This window comes from Acinetobacter courvalinii (assembly GCF_014635545.1).
Taxonomy (GTDB): Bacteria; Pseudomonadota; Gammaproteobacteria; order Pseudomonadales; family Moraxellaceae; genus Acinetobacter; species Acinetobacter courvalinii.
In genome coordinates, this window is the sequence record NZ_BMDA01000002.1 from 446,892 (window position 1) to 465,767 (window position 18,876).

Below are 18,876 nucleotides of genomic sequence, written 5' to 3' on the forward strand. Positions count from 1 at the left end.
CTTGTGTAATGTGGTTTTAGTTTGTATTATTGCGCTCGTGTTACGGTGAGATGGGTGAGTGGCTGAAACCACATCCCTGCTAAGGATGCATACGGGTAACTGTATCGAGGGTTCGAATCCCTCTCTCACCGCCACTTTACTTAAGGCGCTCATAGCTCAGCTGGATAGAGCACTTGGCTACGAACTAAGGGGTCGGGAGTTCGAATCTCTCTGAGCGCACCAAGTAAAGATTTAAAGTAACACACGCCTGAATAGGCAGATAAGTAATGCGCTCATAGCTCAGCTGGATAGAGCACTTGGCTACGAACTAAGGGGTCGGGAGTTCGAATCTCTCTGAGCGCACCAACTTAAAGTGAAGAAACCGCTTAATTGCGGTTTTTTTGTGCCTGAATTTTGTGTTTATACAAATTTACCTTATTTAGAAAGCCCTAATTTTATTATTTGTATTCAACTATTTAAGTTGAAATTTATGTTTATTCCTTTCTAAAAGTTGATAAAGATAACCAACGGTCCCAAGCACACCTACCATACGGATTACATGAAATGCGGTCACCAGAGGCACCCCGAGCTGTAACACATTGGCGGTTAATGCCATTTCAGCTACCCCACCTGGTGCAATCCCTAAACCCAATGTAGGTAAGGGAATGTCTGTCCAGAAGGTGAGGGCATAGGCGAGCAAGCCAGCCAAAAGAATAGCGCTTAGATTACTCAAGGTCACAATACTTAAATAATGTGGTGCAGTTTTGAAAAATCCTGGCTTAAATTTATTACCTAAAGACCAGCCCAGTAAGACCTGACCTAAATGTAAAATTGTTGTTGGCATCGCTGACAGGTGAATATCTTGTGTGGTAAATAAAATTGCAACCAGTAGTGCACCAAAGGTCCAGGGGTTCGGAAGCTTGTAATATTTAAAAAAACGGCTGACAAAGTAAGCCAAACTTGCTAACAGAGCAAGACCAAACCAATTCACGTCTCCATGACGATGAAGCGTACTGTGATCAAGGCCGTGCCATCCCATAAATTGATAAAAAAATGGAACGATGACCACCACCATTAATACACGTAAGGTGTGGGCAGAGGCAACTTTATCAACGCGGGCTTGATAATGTTCAGCCAAGTTAGACATTTCATTTGCACCACCGATTGCGGAAGCAAACCAAGCAGTTTTAAAGTCAACATTTCCCCAGCGATACAATATGGCAGAGCCGATTGCACCCAAGAATAAGGCAAAGAGTAGCCCGCCCAGCAGAAGAGGCCACTGCGTTGCAATCAGTTGAATCATTTGAGGAGTAAAATAGAGACCCAGTGTTAATCCTAAAATCGACAAGCCGATATTACGTGCGCTGTGATGGCATTCGATCGGCGCATGATTCATTTTAAGAAAGGCAGTAATGAATAAAGGCCCAAGCAGCCATGGAAGTGGCAGATGTAACCATTCCGCCAAGTGGGCACCTAAAAAGGCAATCGCTAGACTTGAAACATACTTGAAGTAGATCATGAATAAAGTCGCCTATATAGGATGATTGGTAAGAGCCGAGAAGCCAATAACGATGAATGGTCGCTATCGGCTAACGAGATGATTAGCTCACTTGCTGGCGGCTGCGTAACCAACGGATCAGTGGTAAAACAATCATGATTCCGGCCAGCATCCAGAGTGTTTTAGTGATATAGCCTTCAAACAAAATCGACAGTTCTCCGTGAGAAATAGAGAGTGCTCGACGCAAACTCGACTCCATGAGTTCACCCAGTACAAAACCGAGAATAAGGGCCGAAAGCGGGAAGTTCAACTTACGTAAAATATAGCCAAACACTCCGAGTGCAACCATTAGAACCAGGTCGAACATGGTGCTATGAATCGCATAGACACCAACAAAACTCACGGCTGCGATTGCGGGCAGTAAAATAAAATTGGGGACACTGAGCAACTTGGCAAAGTATCGAACCAGTGAAATATTCATAAACAGCAATAGCACACTAGCAATAAAGAGCGAAGCAATTAGGCCCCATACAATCGTCGGCTGTTCAGTAAATAGTTGTGGTCCAGGAGTGATGTTATAGAGGGTCAAGGCACCCAGCATTACCGCGGTTGTTCCGGAACCCGGTACACCTAAGGTCAGCATTGGAATAAATGAACCACAGGCAGATGCATTATTTGCAGCTTCAGGGGCAGCAATACCACGTAAATCACCATCACCAAATTTACTGTTTTTGCCTGCAAGTTTACGTTCGCTGGTATAGGCCATTGCACTGGCGATGGTTGCACCTGCTCCAGGCAAAATGCCCACGATAAAGCCAAGCAATGAACTGCGGATAGTTGAACCTATCGTGAAACTAAATTCTTTGAGGTTAAATAGACTACGTTTACCCTGACCTAAGGCTTTTTGTCCAATACTGGTTTTTTCCAGCATGATGAGAATTTCACTAATACTGAAAAAGCCAATGACAATGGTGGTAAATTGGATACCATCACTTAAACTGACTGAATCAAAAGTAAAGCGATAGACGCCAGTGACTGCATCCACTCCCACTGTGGCTAAGAGTAAACCAATTAAGGCGGAAACGGCCGTTTTAATGGGTTGATCACTGACGAGACCGCTTAAGCACGTCAGGGCAAAAACCATCAGTACAAAATACTCCGCTGGACCAAATACGATGGCCCACTTGGCTAAAAGGGGAGCAAATAAAATAATACCGAAAATGGCAATCATGCTACCAATGAATGAGCTCATGGCAGACAGTGAAAGCGCGATCCCTGCTTTGCCTTGTTTGGCCAATGGATAGCCATCAATCGTGGACATAATGGCCGCGGCATCTCCTGGTACATTAATCAGAATCGCAGAAATTCGTCCACCAAATTCACAACCTAAATAGACGGCTGCGAGAAGAATCAGTGCACTTTCAGCAGGGAGGCCAAGTGCATAGGCAAAAGGTAATAGCAACGCTACACCATTAATTGGTCCCAGCCCAGGCAGTAAGCCCACAATGGTCCCGATAAATGCCCCAATAAGTGCGATAAGCAGATTTTGAGGCGTTAGAGCGACTTGAAAACCATAGATTAAATATTCAAAAACATCCATTTATTCTTCCTTGATTAACTCAAAAATCCGAGCGGTAATGGCACATCCAAAACGTAATCAAATAAACCGTATAAGAGGCAGCCAAATACAAAGCCTGAAACGGCAGAGGCTTTAGCACTTCCCCCAAACAGCATGCCGACTACAAAAAACATCAGTGCAGTTGCAATTGGAAATCCTAATAATTCAAAGGTCAGGGCATACAACAGCATAAAGAGCATCATTAAACTGATTTTTTTCAGGACTGAAGCGGTATACCCTAGGTCTAGTTGTTCGGTCAGTTTTTGGGGTCTAAATGTCAGGTAAAGACAAGATAAAATTAAAATAATTAAGAGTAGAACAGGGTAAGGTCTCGGACCTAATGGATCGTAAGCAATCGGAGCGACATAGCCCCAAGCCAAATATAAAAGACCGAGGCTGACGAGGCCTAAAATCCCGGAGAAAATCCTTTCCACGGACATAAAATATTCCTTTTGTATTAAAAATTAAGCGTATTTCAACCGGTTCTTCTCGTTAGGGAAGAGGAGTGATCAAAAACTTTTGTTGTTTTCAGGTTATTGGGGAATAAGATCAAATTCTCTAGATAAGACTCTCAATTGATTGGTTTGTTGCATGACAAACTTATCAAGTTCTTCGCCGGTCATAGAGAGTGGAAGTAAATCGAATTGGGCTCTGGATTTGGCAAACTTAGGATCTGCCATCATTTTGTCAAAGGAGGTTTTCCACCATTGATAAGCTTCATCACTGACTTTGGGGCCGACATAATAACCACGTACTACGGGCCATTGAATGTCATAGCCCTGTTCTTTTGCTGTAGGAATATCTGCCAAGGCATTTGGAAGCCGTTCAGGGGCGAAGACAGCGAGTGCACGTAACTTTCCTGATTTGACGTGAGGAATTACTTCAGCAATTCCAGCACTGACCACTTGGATATGGTTACCTAGAACAGAAGTTACAGCTTCGCCACCGCCTTCTAAGGCAATATAGGTCATTTCTTTGGGATTAACGCCTGCTGCTTTGGCGAGCATTGCCGTTTGCATCCAATCTTGACCGCCTACACTACCGCCAGCACCAAAGCTAACAGATTTTGGATTTTTCTTTAGGGCCAAGATTAGGTCGTTCAAATTCTGATAAGGGGAGTCTTTATTGACTGCAACAACTCCATAATCGGTTCCGATGACAGCTAGCCAACGGACATCCTTTTCCGTGTATTGTCCAAACTTTCCTTGGGCCAGGTTCAGTAATGAACCTGTTGAAAAGGCGACAATCGCGTTGTTATTTGCAGGATCATTGGCAACAATTTTATTGTAGGCAACAGCCCCAACGCCACCTGGCATATAAGTGACACGCATTGGCGATTTTAATAACTCAGTTTCTTTGAAAGCATTCTGGGTTAGTTTACAAGTGAGATCAAAGCCACCCCCCGGTTTGGCTGGAGCAATACATTCGGGGCGCTTAGGTTCTCCAACCACAGTTTTCTTCTTTTCACATGCAGTAAGGCCTAAGCCTAAAAGGATCAAGGTACTGGTAAAAGTAATTCTTCTTAACATATTCCGTATATCTCCAATTATGATTATCTTTATGTACGAAATGTACATATATTATCTCGGTATCACTGCTTAATTGTTGAGGTGAATAGAGAGTGGGTTTATACCTGACCTGTTCTCTATTCTTTTTAATTTAAGTTGTGATTTAAAATGTTAGCATTGTCATTTGAATTATTGAGATTCTTTTTTTGAATATTGTTTTTTTATTAATTTATTTTTGAAATAAATATTGTTTTTATTGGTTAAATAAAAAAATTATTAATTTTTGGATTATCAATATGGGACTGTTTATTTAACATTTTAGGTTGTTGATGTTTTTGAGTTTGTAAATGTTTTTATTGATATATAAAACCTAAAGTCGATAGACTTTAGGTTTTTTTGAAATAATTATATTTTTTGAATTAAAATTTAAATTCTAAACCAGTCCCAATCACAGGTTGTCGATCTTCTAAATCTGCCTGTTTGAATGTCGAATAAGCTGTGTAGCTATAAGCCTTCACTTGCTTGTTAAAAAGATAATCAACACCTGCCATAATCTGTTTAGCATCATAGTCTGCATTATCATTGTTAAAACGGGTTGAGTTCTGACTATATTGAGCTTTTACATTCCATTTCGAATTATTTGGCAAACGATACTCAGCACCTACGAGCCAACCTATCGATTGATCAATATTGGTTGCATTGTCATTGCCACTGGCTTTTTCAACCTCTGATGTTTGTATCAGTGCCTTTAATGCCATTCCTTCGACGGGTTTAATCAGGCCGGTTAAACGTAGGGTATTGGCGGCAGCAAAGACGCGATTAATGTCAATATACGGATCCGAGGCATTTAGGAAACCACGGCCTAAGAAGTTACTTGGAATAGCTTTGTCATACGCAATTCCCGCTAAAAACATTGGATTCATATAAGTTAGGGAGGTTGACCATGCGTCACCTAAACCGCGGCCATCTACAGTAACGCCCCCTTGACTGCTTGCAATACCTTGGGCCTCACCTGTGGCTAATAAAATACTAAATGTAAGATTGGCTTCATTATCAAGTGTGATTTTAGGTGAATCATAAACCACGGAATTATTAATGCGGTTTTCACCAGGCATGATACCTCTTACATCAGCCGTGTTGCGCATATAATTATTAAAGCTATCTACAGCACTTGACAGTTTTTTTAAGGGAGAATTGTTCTTACCTACTTTTAAGCTGCCAAATTTTTCATCTTTTAAACCAATATATCGATCTCGATGGGACCAGTCCGTTCCGTCACCATCGGCATTAAATGCCCACTCGATTAAATACAGTGCACTTAAGCGGTCAGTTAATTTTTCTTCCCCTTTAACTCCAAGAAAAGAACTATTACTATTCATTTTCCATGCATCATGGTTAGTCGAATTTGCATTTTTTTCCGGTATATAGTCAATACTGGTATCAATTTCACCATAAAATTTTGGTGAGGAATATACTGAACTGGTAACCGTGCAAAGTATAGTGGTTAATAAAAAATTAATTTTCATTGATGTCATCCTAACAATTTAAAAATTTCAGCGAGTAATCCTTATCTCTTTTTAACTGAGACTTTAAGATGGTTGATTTTTGCAGTTGAGTGTTTTTAATTAAGTAATATAAATTTAAACAACTCTTGGAAATTTTATTTAATTTTGAGGGATTTTGATATTTTATTGTTTTATACTTTTTTGAGAGATATTTTTATAATCTTATAAGTGTTTAAATATATAGCGTTGGTTGATTTTTTGTTTTTAGCTACAAACTTTTTGTGCCATAATTATAAACATAATATGTTAAATTGAAAACTATAAGGGCAATGATAAAATTAAAATTAAGCTTGAAAAGTACTTCAAATAAAAAAGCCGCTGTTATCAGCGGCTTTTTTATTTGATCTATTTAGAAGTGATTTACAGAGCTGAAGAGATGATCTGTAAGATTGTTGAGTGGAGATTGCAGTGAAACAAGATCTGTTAAAGCACCACTATTTGGATTTGGTTCGCCAACAGCAATGCCTGAAGATACAGTACCCGTCAATGCATCCAAGATGCCATCGATACTTCCATCAATACTATAATCACCATTGCCAGCACTTACACTGATGAGGTTATTAATACCGTCAAATGAACCGTCACTGAACAGTGTGCTGACATGATCTTGCAAGCTATCAATCGTCACATTTCCATTACTGATTACGGTCTGAATCGGTTGAGCAATACCAGAAATAATATCTCCGCTATTTACACCGCCGCTGATACCTCCTGTAATACCGCCGATAATGTCAGTGATTGAACCTAGAGGACCGCCTTCACCGCCGTCGATACCACCCGTAATACCACCGATGATGTCAGTGATCGAGCCTAAAGGACCACCTTCACCACCACCGATGCCGCCAGTAATGCCACCGATAATGTCAGTGATTGAACCTAAAGGACCGCCTTCACCACCACCGATACCGCCAGTAATGCCACCGATGATGTCAGTGATCGAACCTAAAGGACCGCCTTCACCGCCGCCAATACCGCCGGTAATACCACCGATGATGTCAGTGATCGAACCTAAAGGACCGCCTTCACCACCGCCGATACCGCCTGTAATGCCACCAAGCAAGCCGCCGACATCAGTCAGGTCACCAACTGCATGTTGAACCAAACCAGAAGCGGTTGAACCATTGGTAATCAGTGTGCCGACAACGCCAGTAAGAGAGCCTGCCGCACCGCCAATATCAGCGCCTGCCAGATCAGAAATGGCTTCAAGTGTGCCGTTTACAGTATCGCGAGAAGTTTCAAAGGTGAGGGTACCGAGATTGGTCAGGTCAGTCACTGGATGAACACCTGGAAGTACGCTGCCAATTGCACCGCCAACCGTGCTAATACCGGTGTTGATAATATCTGTTTTCAGGCTTTCGACACCTTGTAGTACATCAATACCAGTTTGAATTACGCCTGTAACTGGATTATTGCCTAGGTCACCGCCTGTGATACCACCGATAATGCCTGTGATAGCGCCTAAAGGACCACCTTCGCCGCCGCCGATACCACCAGTGATTCCACCAATAATGTCAGTGATCGAGCCTAAAGGACCGCCTTCACCACCACCGATACCACCCGTAATGCCACCGATGATGTCAGTGATCGAACCTAAAGGCCCGCCGTCACCACCACCAATACCGCCAGTAATACCGCCAATAATGTCAGTGATCGAGCCTAAAGGACCGCCTTCACCACCACCGATACCACCCGTAATGCCACCGATGATGTCAGTGATCGAACCTAAAGGACCACCTTCACCGCCACCGATACCACCCGTGATGCCACCAAGCAAGCCACCGACATCAGTCAGGTCACCGACTGCGTGTTGAACCAGACCAGAAGCGGTTGAACCATTCGTAATCAGTGTGCCGACAACGCCAGTAAGCGAACCGGCAGCACCACCAATATCAGCACCCGCCAGATCAGAAATGGCTTCAAGTGTGCCGTTTACGGTATCGCGAGAAGTTTCAAAGGTGAGGGTACCGAGATTGGTCAGGTCAGTCACTGGATGAACACCCGGAAGCACGCTACCAATTGCACCGCCAACCGTGCTAATACCGGTGTTGATAATATCTGTTTTCAGGCTTTCAACGCCTTGCAGTACATCAATACCAGTTTGAATCACACCAGTAACAGGATTGTTGCCTAGGTCACCGCCTGTGATACCACCGATAATGTCAGTGATCGAACCTAAAGGACCGCCTTCACCGCCGCTAATACCGCCCGTAATACCACCGATAATTCCAGTAATTGCACCAAGAGGACCGCCATCACCGCCACCGATACCACCGGTAATGCCACCGATAATTCCATTGATCGCACCAAGAGGACCGCCTTCACCACCACCGATACCACCGGTAATACCACCAATGATGCCAGTGATTGCGCCCAGAGGACCACCTTCACCGCCGCCAATGCCGCCAGTAATGCCACCGATAATGCCTGTGATAGCACCTAAAGGACCACCTTCACCACCACCAATACCGCCAGTAATGCCACCGATAATGCCAGTGATCGCGCCTAGAGGGCCGCCTTCACCGCCACCGATACCACCAGTAATTCCACCCAGCAGGCCGCCGACATCAGTCAGGTCACCGACTGCATGTTGAACCAGACCGGAAGCCGTTGAACCATTGGTGATCAGTGTCCCGACAACGCCAGTAAGAGCACCCGCAGCACCACCAATATCAGCGCCTGCTAAATCAGAAATGGCTTCAAGTGTGCCATTTACAGTGTCGCGAGAGGTTTCAAAGGTGAGGGTACCCAGATTGGTCAGATCCGTAACAGGATGGACACCCGGAAGTACGCTACCAATTGCACCGCCGACCGTGCTAATACCGGTATTGATAATATCTGTTTTCAGGCTTTCCACGCCTTGGAGTACATCAATACCAGTTTGAATTACGCCTGTAAATGGATTGTTACCTAGTTCACCGCCTGTGATACCACCGATGATGCCTGTGATTGCACCTAAAGGACCACCTTCGCCACCACCGATACCACCGGTAATGCCACCAATGATGTCAGTGATTGAGCCTAAAGGACCACCTTCACCACCACCAATACCGCCAGTAATGCCACCGATAATGCCTGTGATAGCACCTAACGGACCGCCTTCACCGCCACCAATACCACCAGTGATGCCACCAATGATGCCTGTGATTGTGCCCAGAGGACCGCCTTCACCACCGCCAATGATTCCACCAGCATTGGTCAAATCACCCGCAATATGTTGAACCAGACCAGAAGCAGTAGAACCGTTGTTGATCAGTGTACCCACTACACCTGTAAGCGAACCGGCGGCACCACCAATATCAGCACCGGCTAAATCAGAAATGGCTTCAAGCGTACCGTTTACAGTATCGCGAGAGGTTTCAAAAGTAAGTGTTCCTAAATCTGCAAGATCGCCAATCGGATGCTCGGATTGATGAACTGCCCCAATAATCGTACCTGCAACTGTATCAATACCGGTATTGATCACTTCTGTTTTTAAGCTCTCAAGGCCTTGTAGTACATCAATACCAGACTGAATTACACCTGTGACCGGATTATGACCAAGGTCACCGCCAGTAATGCCACCAATGATATTCGTGACCGCGCCAAGCGGGCCGCCTTCTGTACCCCCCGTAATATCACCGATAATGCCTGTTACAGCGCCTAGTGGATTGCCACCAGCGCCCCCTGTGATACCGCCAACAATATTTGTAACGGCGCCTAATGGACCACCATCGGTTCCACCTGTAATGCCACCGATGATATTTGTTACCGCGCCTAGCGGATTGCCAGTAGCACCGCCTGTAACTCCTCCAATAATATGTGTGACCGAATCAAGTGGACTACCGCTTGTTCCGCCTGTCACACCACCAAGAATATTTGTCACTGCCCCGAGAGGATTGTTGGCTGCTCCGCCAGTAATACTGCTAACCGTATTGGTGAGTGTATTGGTTGAAATGATATTGGTAATGGTAGAGAGAGACAGGGGAGCGAGGAGTGAACCGCCAACATGTGATGTTGAGCTATTACTATCGACGAGACTCGAAGTAATGCTTTTAATGGGTGATAGAAGACTTTTAAAAAGCATAATGATACCTATATTCTTAAAGTTGTGTTGTTCTAAGTAATTATTAGCGTGCTATGATTATTTTGTGATTAAAGTCACATTAATCGCTTTTAGTGTTATATGTGGCAATTCTTTTGTCAATCTGTAACGTGTGTGAACTGGATTGTTAAATTTGAGTTTAAATTGCTGAATTATATTAATTTAATTCAAAAAAACATTCTATTAAATCTACATGTGTATTTTATTCTAAAAATTATTATAAACATTATAGGATGAAATATAATCAAATATATCAGGCAATTAAAATGATTTTTTCTTTTAAAATTGCTTTTTACTTAGACAAATGGTCAGAAGTTTATAAAATTTGTAACTCATTTGAAATTAAATATTTCTAGTTTGATTATTTTAATAAAACATATAATTATTAATTACTTACAAATATTACATCACTCTGTTTTAAAATAAAAATCCAGTAAAAATGTTGCCTACTTATAGGGTCATGTCGCGTTGTTAAAAAAAACTTATTAATCAACACTTATATCGTTGCTTAATCACATTCAAATGATGATTCCAGAGGAAGAGAAAAGCCACTGATCCCAGCAGCTTTTCTACAATTTAGAGATTAAAAGTGATGAACGGAACCGAATAGATGATCGGTTAAACCTGATAATGGTGAAGTGATGGAGATGAGATCTGTTAAAGCGCCACCATTTGGATTTGGTTCACCTACAGCAATGCCTGAACTTGATGAAACGGTTCCTGTAATCGCAGTTAAGATATTATCCACACTACCATCTTCATTATTGACATGAACAAGGTTGCTAATGCCATCGAATAGATTGCCATTTGATAGGCTACCCAGACTGTCTTGCAGAAGATCGAGCGTTAAGCTACCACTGCCAACCACAATTTGAATAGGTTGAGCGACTCCGGAAATCACATCACCGCCGCCGATGCCACCCGTAATGCCACCGATGATGTCAGTGATCGAACCTAAAGGACCGCCTTCGCCACCACCGATACCACCTGTAATACCGCCGATAATGTCAGTGATTGAGCCTAAAGGACCTCCTTCGCCACCGCCGATACCGCCCGTAATGCCACCGATGATGTCAGTGATCGAACCTAAAGGCCCGCCGTCACCACCACCGATACCGCCCGTAATGCCACCGATGATGTCAGTGATCGAACCTAAAGGCCCGCCGTCACCGCCACCGATACCGCCAGTAATACCACCGATGATGTCAGTGATCGAACCTAGAGGACCGCCTTCACCGCCACCGATACCACCCGTAATGCCACCAATGATGCCTGTGATTGCACCTAAAGGTCCACCTTCACCACCACCGATACCACCAGTGATTCCACCTAACAATCCGCCGACATCAGTCAGGTCACCAACTGCATGTTGAACCAGACCAGAAGCCGTTGAACCATTGGTAATCAGTGTACCGACAACGCCAGTAAGAGAACCCGCAGCACCACCAATATCAGCACCTGCCAGATCAGAAATGGCTTCAAGTGTGCCATTTACGGTATCGCGAGAAGTTTCAAAGGTGAGGGTACCAAGATTGGTCAGATCCGTAACAGGATGAACACCCGGAAGTACGCTACCAATTGCACCGCCGACCGTGCTAATACCGGTGTTGATAATATCTGTTTTCAGGCTTTCGACACCTTGTAGTACATCAATACCAGTTTGAATTACGCCTGTAACAGGATTGTTGCCTAGGTCACCGCCCGTAATGCCACCGATGATGCCTGTGATTGCGCCTAAAGGACCGCCTTCACCACCACCGATGCCACCCGTAATGCCACCGATAATGTCAGTGATCGAGCCTAAAGGACCGCCTTCACCACCACCGATACCGCCAGTAATGCCACCAATGATGCCTGTGATTGCGCCTAAAGGACCGCCTTCACCGCCACCGATACCACCGGTAATGCCACCGATGATTCCAGTGATTGCACCAAGAGGACCACCTTCACCACCAAGACCACCTGTGACTCCGCCCACAACACCTGTCACGGTACCGAGTAGGCCTGTGCCACCTTCGCCATCACCTGCCACAATATGAATAATGTTGGTGACGGGGCTAAGCGGATTAAATTCACCTTCACCATTTAAACCGCTGAGGTCGAGTACCGAGATGGCATTGCCTGAGAAGTTAATTGGAATCGTAATCGGTGTCACGATACTGGCATCATCACCAATCCCATTGCCAATACCATAATTATGCTCACCATTGCCTGCGCCAATACCGCCGAGTAAGCCGCCTGGGCCATTACCACTACCACCATTGCCAGTGCCGTTACCATTGTTGGTGCTGTCATTGTCCTGAACATGATTGTTGGTTGTGGTGGATGAATTATTGTGAGAATTGGCGGTTGCACTACCAAACAAGGAGATTGCATTACCTGACAGATTAATCGGAATGGCAATCGGGGCGACGATGCTGGCATCATCTGCAATCCCATTACCGATGCCATAGTTATGTTCACCATTGCCTGCTGCAACACCGTTGAGTAAACCACCTAAGCCAAGCAGCCCGCCTGAACCACCGCCTACGCCATTACCGCCACTATTACTATTGTCTGTTGAATCATTGTCCTGAACGTAGTTATTGGTTGTGGTTGAGGAGTTATTGGTTGAATTGGCTGTTGCATGACCAAAGATCGAGAAGGCATTACCCGATGCATTGATTGGCGTCGTAATCGGGATTACTACACTGGCATCATCGGCAATCCCATTGCCAATACCGTAGTTGTGTTCGCCATTACCTGCGGCAACACCATTTAATAATCCGCCCCCTGTGCCATTGCCTGAACCGCTGCCAGTACCGTTACCACCGCTATTACTGTTATTGGTTGTGTCGTTATCCTGGAAGTAATTATTGGTTGTGGTTGAGGAGTTATTCACTGAGTTTGAAGTGGCATTACCAAAGATTGAGAAGGCATTTCCCGATGCATTGATCGGTGTGGTGATTGGTGCTACCACACTGGCATCATCAGCAATCCCGTTACCAATACCGTAGTTGTGTTCACCGTTGCCTGCACCGACACCATTTAATAAACCACCACCGACACCATTCCCTGCCGTACCACCAACACCACTACTGCTATTGCTATTATTAATGCTGTCATTGTCCTGGAAATAGTTGGTGGTTTTGGTCGATGAGTCATTGACCGAGTTTGAAGTGGCATTGCCAAAGATTGAGAAGGCATTTCCCGAACCACTGATTGGCGTTGTGATGGGTGCGACCACACTTGAATCATTGCCAATACCATTGCCAATACCATAGTTATGATCACCATTCCCTGCAGCAGGGCCATTACCCCAACCACCCACGCCATTGCCAGCAGCACCATCTGTCAGGACCGTACCACTGTTACTATTGTCAGTCGTGTCATTGTCTTCATAATGATTGACGGCTGTGGTCGATGAATTGTTGACTGAGCTTGTGGTTGAGTCTCCAAAGACCGAGAAGGAGTTGCCCAAGCCGCTGAGAGGGGTGGTGATTGGCATGACCACACCAACGTCATCACCATTACCGTTGCCAATACCGTAATTATGTTCGCCGTTGCCAGCGCCGACACCATTGAGTAGGCCGCCAATGCCATTGCCTGCACCACTGCCAACACCGCTGTTGCTATTGTCCGTTGTATCATTGTCTCGGACAATATTGGTGGTGGTGGTCGAAGCATTGTTATGCGATGCGTTATTGGCATCCCCAAAGAATGAGAATTCATTGCCTAGGCCATTGATTGGCGTCGTGATCGGGGTGGTAATGCCGACGTCATCGCCGTTACCATTACCGATGCCATAGTTTTGCTCACCATTGCCTGCGCCAATACCGCTCAGTAGACCTCCGATGCCATTGCCGGCAGCACCTGCGCCACTATTACTATGGTCGATATGATCATTGTCTTCGACGATGTTGGTGGTATTGGTTGATCCATTATTGACCGAGGTATTGCCGGTATGAGTCGGATCATTGCTGCCAAACCAGGAAACATTATTTCCCATGGCATTGATCGGAGTCACCACAGGCGAAGTCCAGTCTGCGTCATCACCGTTACCATTGCCGATGCCGTAGTTGTGTTCACCATTACCGGCGCTGATACCGTTGAGTAAGCCACCCAGACCATTGCCAGTGCCGCCGGTACCTGTACCACTATTGCTATTATCCGTGCTGTCATTGTCCTGAACATGGTTCAGTGTGGTGGTCGGTGCCGAATTGGTTGATGAATTATTGCCACCACCGCCAACAGAATTGCCGAGTACATTTAAAGGTGTGGTCCAAGGCACCGTAATGTCGACATCATCTCCATTACCGTTACCAATACCATAGTTTTGTTCGCCATTCCCCGCAGCAGGGCCATTGCCTAAGCCCCCCACACCATTACCGACGCCACCCGTAGCTGTACCACTATTACTATTATCGGTCGTGTCATTGTCCTGAATAATATTGGACGTGGTTGTAGGAGCGGTATTGGTTGAGTTCACATCGCCATCACCCAAACCTGCAAAGGAATTGCCGAGTACATGCACAGGTGTGGTCCATGGTACGGTTACGCTGGCATCGTCACCGTTGCCATTGCCAATACCGTAATTGTGTTCATCATTGCCTGCACTAATACCATTCAGCAATCCGCCTAGTCCATTACCGCTACCCCCGGTACCTGTACCGCTGTTGCTATTATTGGTGGTGTCATTGTCCTGGAGATTAGTCGTCGATGTGGTCGGTGCGGTATTGACGGAATTCACATCTCCACCGCCAAGACCTGCAACTGAATTGCCGAGTACCTGAAATGGTGCAGTGACGGGTGTAGTGACACTGGCATCGTCACCGTTACCATTGCCAATGCCATAGTTTTGTTCACCGTTACCAGCGCCCACGCCGTTTAACCAGCCACCATCACTGCCATTACCCGCGGCACCGGTGCCAGTATTGCTGTTATTAATGCTGTCATTGTCCTGAATATTGGTGGTCGAAGTGGTCGGTGCAGTATTAACTGAATCAATATCGCCACCACCCAGACCCGCAATCGAATTGCCCACCGCTTGAACGGGTGTGGTCCATGGGGTAGTCACTGTGGCATCGTCGCCGTTGCCATTACCGATACCGTAATTATGTTCGCCATTTCCAGCTGCTACGCCATTGAGTAAGCCGCCACCGTTGCCGTTGCCAGCTCCTGTACCCGTATTACTATTATTTGTGGTGTCATTGTCCTGAATATTGACGCTAGAGGTAGTTGGTGTGGTATTAACCGAGTCCAGTCCGCCTTGACCCAGTGCGGCAACTGAATTGCCCAAGGCCTCGAATGGCACTGTGACCGGGGTTGTCAGGTTGGCATCGTCACCGTTGCCATTACCGATACCGTAATTATGTTCGCCGTTGCCAGAGGCGATACCGTTTAACACGCCACCATCACTGCCATTTCCAGCGCCTGCGCCAGTATTGCTATTATTGATGATGTCATTATCGTGAACCTGGGTCGAAGCGCTGGTGGTGGCGGTATTAATAGATGAAGAGTTGGCCGACCAGGGAAATGAATTTCCTAATGAGTGAAAAGCTGTGGTGAAAGGAAGGGGAAAATTAAGGTCTTGGGCATTACCAACGCCAACACCGTAGTTTTGAGGACCATTGCCTGTAAGTACACCGCCGAATAAACCGTCACCAGAACCATTACTATTATTGGTGATGGTGGTATCTTCGACCTGAACATGATTTGTTGTCGATACGGTGTTGACAGGAATTGGCGCCGTTGTTTGGCTATTACTACTCGAGAATGAGAGAATACCCGTAATTGGTGATAAAATATTTTTAAATAACATGTCGATATACCTATAATTATTGGAGTTTTGTTTTATTTAGCTTAATAATTATGTGACTCCTGTCGCATAATATACCAATTAGTATTGGTTGATTAACGCTTTAATGTCAATATTGCAGTATGTATCATATTTTTTAATGAGCTATAAAAATTATATAAAACAAAGAATTGGATTTTGATTTTGGAACTTGGATTTTTAATTGCTATTAATATTATGAAATTATAGATTATTTATAAAAATTACAGAGTGGTTTGAAGTGCCTTTTATAGACTGTTATTTATTTAATTGAATTTTAATCGTTAATTTATATCCAATAGTTTGCAAGCGCTGATTTGATTTGGCCTGTTGTGAAATTTCGCGGAGTAGGAATGATTTCTGGCATGGTTCGGTCGGTTTGCCACAGTCGTGGTGATTTAATCTGAATAAAACGCTGAATCTATAGCCAGTTGATCACTCATGCTTGAAAAAGGCCTTATCTTTTAGCAAAAAGTGCGTATAATGCCCTCCATCAAATATGCGCTCATAGCTCAGCTGGATAGAGCACTTGGCTACGAACTAAGGGGTCGGGAGTTCGAATCTCTCTGAGCGCACCAATTTGAAAAAAGAAACCGCTTAAATGCGGTTTTTTTGTGTCTTAAATTTTTGCCTTGAGCTTCTGTACAAATACCGCATTCCCACCAACCGCAGGTAGCACGTCATGATAAGGCAGGCTTCGCATTGCCCTGAGTAAAAAGGGTGCCTTTTCATCGACTTTCATGCTTGTTGTCATTTTAAATAAGGTCCCTTGATCTTGAGCAGCAAGGCGCATTTCTCCTTTGATAAAGCGTAAGTCTCCGCCATTGGCATAAAAACGATTCTCAGTCGTGTTGGGATAGTTAAAATGCAGTTTAAAAGCAAAGGGAATATTGATCACGCCCAAACCCACATTGACCTGTAGATCGGCATCCTGGGCCTGATTCTGAACAGGTGTCGTGACCACTTTCTTGATTTGGCGGGGGAACAGTTCCTGATAGGCATTAGGACTCAACCATTTTTGTAAGGGTTGAGGGGATTGCGTATAAAAACGATAGGTTGTGGTAAAGCGCATGGCTTCACGTCCATGGGTATAGAGTACACTGGTGGGCGCATGTAGAAAGCTCACCGGCTGCTGGGCATTCTGGCTCAGTTGTGCGATTTTTAGCAATTGTGCGCGATTCAGTTGCGGGCTGGGAATTTGTCCGGCATTCAGGGCGATTATATTTTGCTGATTAAAACGGTTTCTGAGCGCCTCCATTACAAAAGCATTGGTACCGCTGGGAATGCCCAGCTTGACTTCAGGAATGGCATTCAGAATTTTCTTAAAAATAAATCCCTTGGGTTGGTTCAGATCTCCCCATTGGGTTAAGGTGATTAAGGTGTGGTGTTCGTCCAGAGAAAACCATTCAAATTTACCTACGCCATAAGGAATGGGTGCATCAATCACCAGACTGGAAATACTATTGGGTTGAATCTGATGCTGTAAGGTGACATCTTCATTGAAGTTCAGCACGGGAATAGGTGTCGGAATCGAGACCCGATATTTCATCTGTACAATATTGCCTGAGTGTTCCAGGGCTTTGGCGGATTTTAAGGTCGGGAATAAACCGACATATTGCTTAAAATCAGTTAAGGTTTTGGCCACCTGCTGGGCGTTGACCGGTACAATCATCGCAGCCGAATTGAAACTCACGCTGGGTTGAGGATTGGTTTTTAAGGTGGGGAGTGCCGTTTTTGTGACAGGATGTCCATAGATAAAAATCGTGTTTTGGGTATAACCTGCCAGTATTTTGGGGTTATTTTGAAATGGCTGTAAGGCACTGGGGATATTGTCATTCCACGACAACAGTTGAGCAAAACAACTTTGTGTTGTGCCTAGGAAAATACAAGAGATAAGTAGTCCATTCAAATAACGCATCACATTCCTTTGCTTTTTATTCGTGATTTGGTGGGCAGGAATTAACACCCTGTGATTGAGTGTATTCACGCCCATTATTAATAAGATTTTTTGGTGTTAAAAAATAGTCGCATTGTGTAAAACTTCGCCAGAAACTTGATTTGATTGGTTGAGCATATAAATATATATGCAGGCGATTTAAGAACAAAAGACGATATTTTGCAGGACTTTAAAATCAAAGCATCGGGATAAATTGATATAAAAAAAGAATCATCAAGTCAGCTTAAATCGCAGATTGAAATTTTGTATCAAAACGCCAGAAAGGTGATTTACCTGTGAAGCATTTATGTTCTAATAGGTCAGTTTTTTTCAAATGTTAGAAATCAAAATGTCTGAACAACGTCCAACGGTCTCTGTGCGCTATTATCTGAATCTGGAAGAATCACAGGATGGTTTTGCTCTGGTCACTTTTGGTAAAAAGACCTTTAGCCGTTTTCTAACACCCGTGATTAGTATCGCGATTATCCTATGGGGGATTTATTTAGGCTTCTCAGGGGTCGGGCGCTATTATGTGGCGTTGGGTGCGTTCTTTCTACTGATGCAGGGCGTGATGCGCTACTGGTTATTGCCGATGTTATTCAAGCGCCAGTTTGTCCGTTACCAGTTTGGTAAAAGTGAGCAGGGGATTGATTTATATCAGGATCATTTTGAACTGTACGCAACAGGCAAAACCCAGAGAACTCAGTATACCGAAGTACAATCTTTTGCAATTGGCAAACTGACCTATATGCTGGAACTGAAAAATCATACCGTGATTATTGTACCGAAACGTGCATTTGCAAATACTTCAGATCAAACCAAATTTGAAAATAGCTTTAAAAAGTAAATTTATCAGCGGTTCAAAGAACAAGGAAC

The 18,876-nt window shown here is 44.5% G+C and carries 9 protein-coding genes and 4 tRNA genes; 5 read left to right on the plus strand and 8 right to left on the minus strand.

All coding sequences use genetic code 11. From position 1 onward, the window contains the following. Nucleotides 1-44 precede the first annotated feature (44 nt). The 3 genes from IEV39_RS11770 (at nucleotide 45) to IEV39_RS11780 (ending at nucleotide 345) form a co-directional block, all read left to right on the plus strand. Nucleotides 45-134 (plus strand) — tRNA-Ser (locus IEV39_RS11770). 11 nt (nucleotides 135-145) lie between these two features. Further along, a tRNA-Arg gene (locus tag IEV39_RS11775) sits at nucleotides 146-222 on the plus strand. A gap of 46 nt (nucleotides 223-268) precedes the next feature. Beyond that, a tRNA-Arg gene (locus tag IEV39_RS11780) sits at nucleotides 269-345 on the plus strand. Nucleotides 346-451: 106 nt separating this feature from the next. On the opposite strand, the gene IEV39_RS11785 is transcribed toward IEV39_RS11780, so the two are convergent. The 7 genes from IEV39_RS11785 to IEV39_RS11815 form a co-directional block, all read right to left on the minus strand. Then, complete coding sequence (locus tag IEV39_RS11785) at nucleotides 452-1,498, minus strand: AbrB family transcriptional regulator (protein WP_005283040.1); 1,047 nt, start codon at nucleotides 1,496-1,498, stop codon at nucleotides 452-454. Between the two features lie 82 nt (nucleotides 1,499-1,580). Then, entirely contained in the window at nucleotides 1,581-3,077 is a 1,497-nt protein-coding gene (locus tag IEV39_RS11790; protein ID WP_005283043.1) for a tripartite tricarboxylate transporter permease, read from the minus strand. Between the two features lie 14 nt (nucleotides 3,078-3,091). After that, nucleotides 3,092-3,535 carry a tripartite tricarboxylate transporter TctB family protein gene (locus tag IEV39_RS11795; RefSeq protein ID WP_005283046.1) on the minus strand — a complete coding sequence of 148 codons (444 nt, stop codon included), beginning with the start codon at nucleotides 3,533-3,535 and terminating at the stop codon, nucleotides 3,092-3,094. A 93-nt stretch (nucleotides 3,536-3,628) separates the two neighbouring features. Continuing rightward, nucleotides 3,629-4,624 (minus strand): tripartite tricarboxylate transporter substrate binding protein, encoded by a 996-nt coding sequence (locus tag IEV39_RS11800; RefSeq protein ID WP_005283049.1) that lies wholly within the window; start codon nucleotides 4,622-4,624, stop codon nucleotides 3,629-3,631. Nucleotides 4,625-5,022: 398 nt separating this feature from the next. Next, nucleotides 5,023-6,129: a porin gene (locus IEV39_RS11805; RefSeq protein WP_005283051.1), complete on the minus strand. Its 1,107-nt coding sequence runs from the start codon at nucleotides 6,127-6,129 to the stop codon at nucleotides 5,023-5,025. Between the two features lie 388 nt (nucleotides 6,130-6,517). Continuing rightward, nucleotides 6,518-10,231, minus strand: coding sequence for a beta strand repeat-containing protein (locus IEV39_RS18520; RefSeq protein ID WP_227554514.1), 3,714 nt, complete (start codon nucleotides 10,229-10,231; stop codon nucleotides 6,518-6,520). Between the two features lie 601 nt (nucleotides 10,232-10,832). Then, nucleotides 10,833-16,049, minus strand: coding sequence for a beta strand repeat-containing protein (locus tag IEV39_RS11815; protein ID WP_005283057.1), 5,217 nt, complete (start codon nucleotides 16,047-16,049; stop codon nucleotides 10,833-10,835). A 516-nt stretch (nucleotides 16,050-16,565) separates the two neighbouring features. On the opposite strand from IEV39_RS11815, the gene IEV39_RS11820 reads away from it, so the two are divergent. Further along, nucleotides 16,566-16,642 (plus strand) — tRNA-Arg (locus IEV39_RS11820). A gap of 41 nt (nucleotides 16,643-16,683) precedes the next feature. Here IEV39_RS11820 and IEV39_RS11825 read toward each other — a convergent pair. After that, entirely contained in the window at nucleotides 16,684-17,982 is a 1,299-nt protein-coding gene (locus tag IEV39_RS11825) for an SRPBCC family protein (protein WP_005283060.1), read from the minus strand. A 367-nt stretch (nucleotides 17,983-18,349) separates the two neighbouring features. Between IEV39_RS11825 and IEV39_RS11830 the strand changes: the two genes are divergently transcribed. Next, on the plus strand, nucleotides 18,350-18,847 hold the full coding sequence (locus IEV39_RS11830) for a YcxB family protein (protein WP_032868683.1): 498 nt from the start codon (nucleotides 18,350-18,352) through the stop codon (nucleotides 18,845-18,847). Nucleotides 18,848-18,876 lie beyond the last annotated feature (29 nt).

Excerpts from the sequence above, each read along its gene's own strand:
- IEV39_RS11785 (WP_005283040.1), bottom strand. The coding sequence starts at position 1,498 with ATGATCTACTTCAAGTATGTTTCAAGTCTAGCGATTGCCTTTTTAGGT.
- IEV39_RS11790 (WP_005283043.1), bottom strand. The coding sequence starts at position 3,077 with ATGGATGTTTTTGAATATTTAATCTATGGTTTTCAAGTCGCTCTAACG.
- IEV39_RS11795 (WP_005283046.1), bottom strand. The coding sequence starts at position 3,535 with ATGTCCGTGGAAAGGATTTTCTCCGGGATTTTAGGCCTCGTCAGCCTC.
- IEV39_RS11800 (WP_005283049.1), bottom strand. The coding sequence starts at position 4,624 with ATGTTAAGAAGAATTACTTTTACCAGTACCTTGATCCTTTTAGGCTTA.
- IEV39_RS11805 (WP_005283051.1), bottom strand. The coding sequence starts at position 6,129 with ATGAAAATTAATTTTTTATTAACCACTATACTTTGCACGGTTACCAGT.
- IEV39_RS18520 (WP_227554514.1), bottom strand. The coding sequence starts at position 10,231 with ATGCTTTTTAAAAGTCTTCTATCACCCATTAAAAGCATTACTTCGAGT.
- IEV39_RS11815 (WP_005283057.1), bottom strand. The coding sequence starts at position 16,049 with ATGTTATTTAAAAATATTTTATCACCAATTACGGGTATTCTCTCATTC.
- IEV39_RS11825 (WP_005283060.1), bottom strand. The coding sequence starts at position 17,982 with ATGCGTTATTTGAATGGACTACTTATCTCTTGTATTTTCCTAGGCACA.
- IEV39_RS11830 (WP_032868683.1), top strand. The coding sequence starts at position 18,350 with ATGTCTGAACAACGTCCAACGGTCTCTGTGCGCTATTATCTGAATCTG.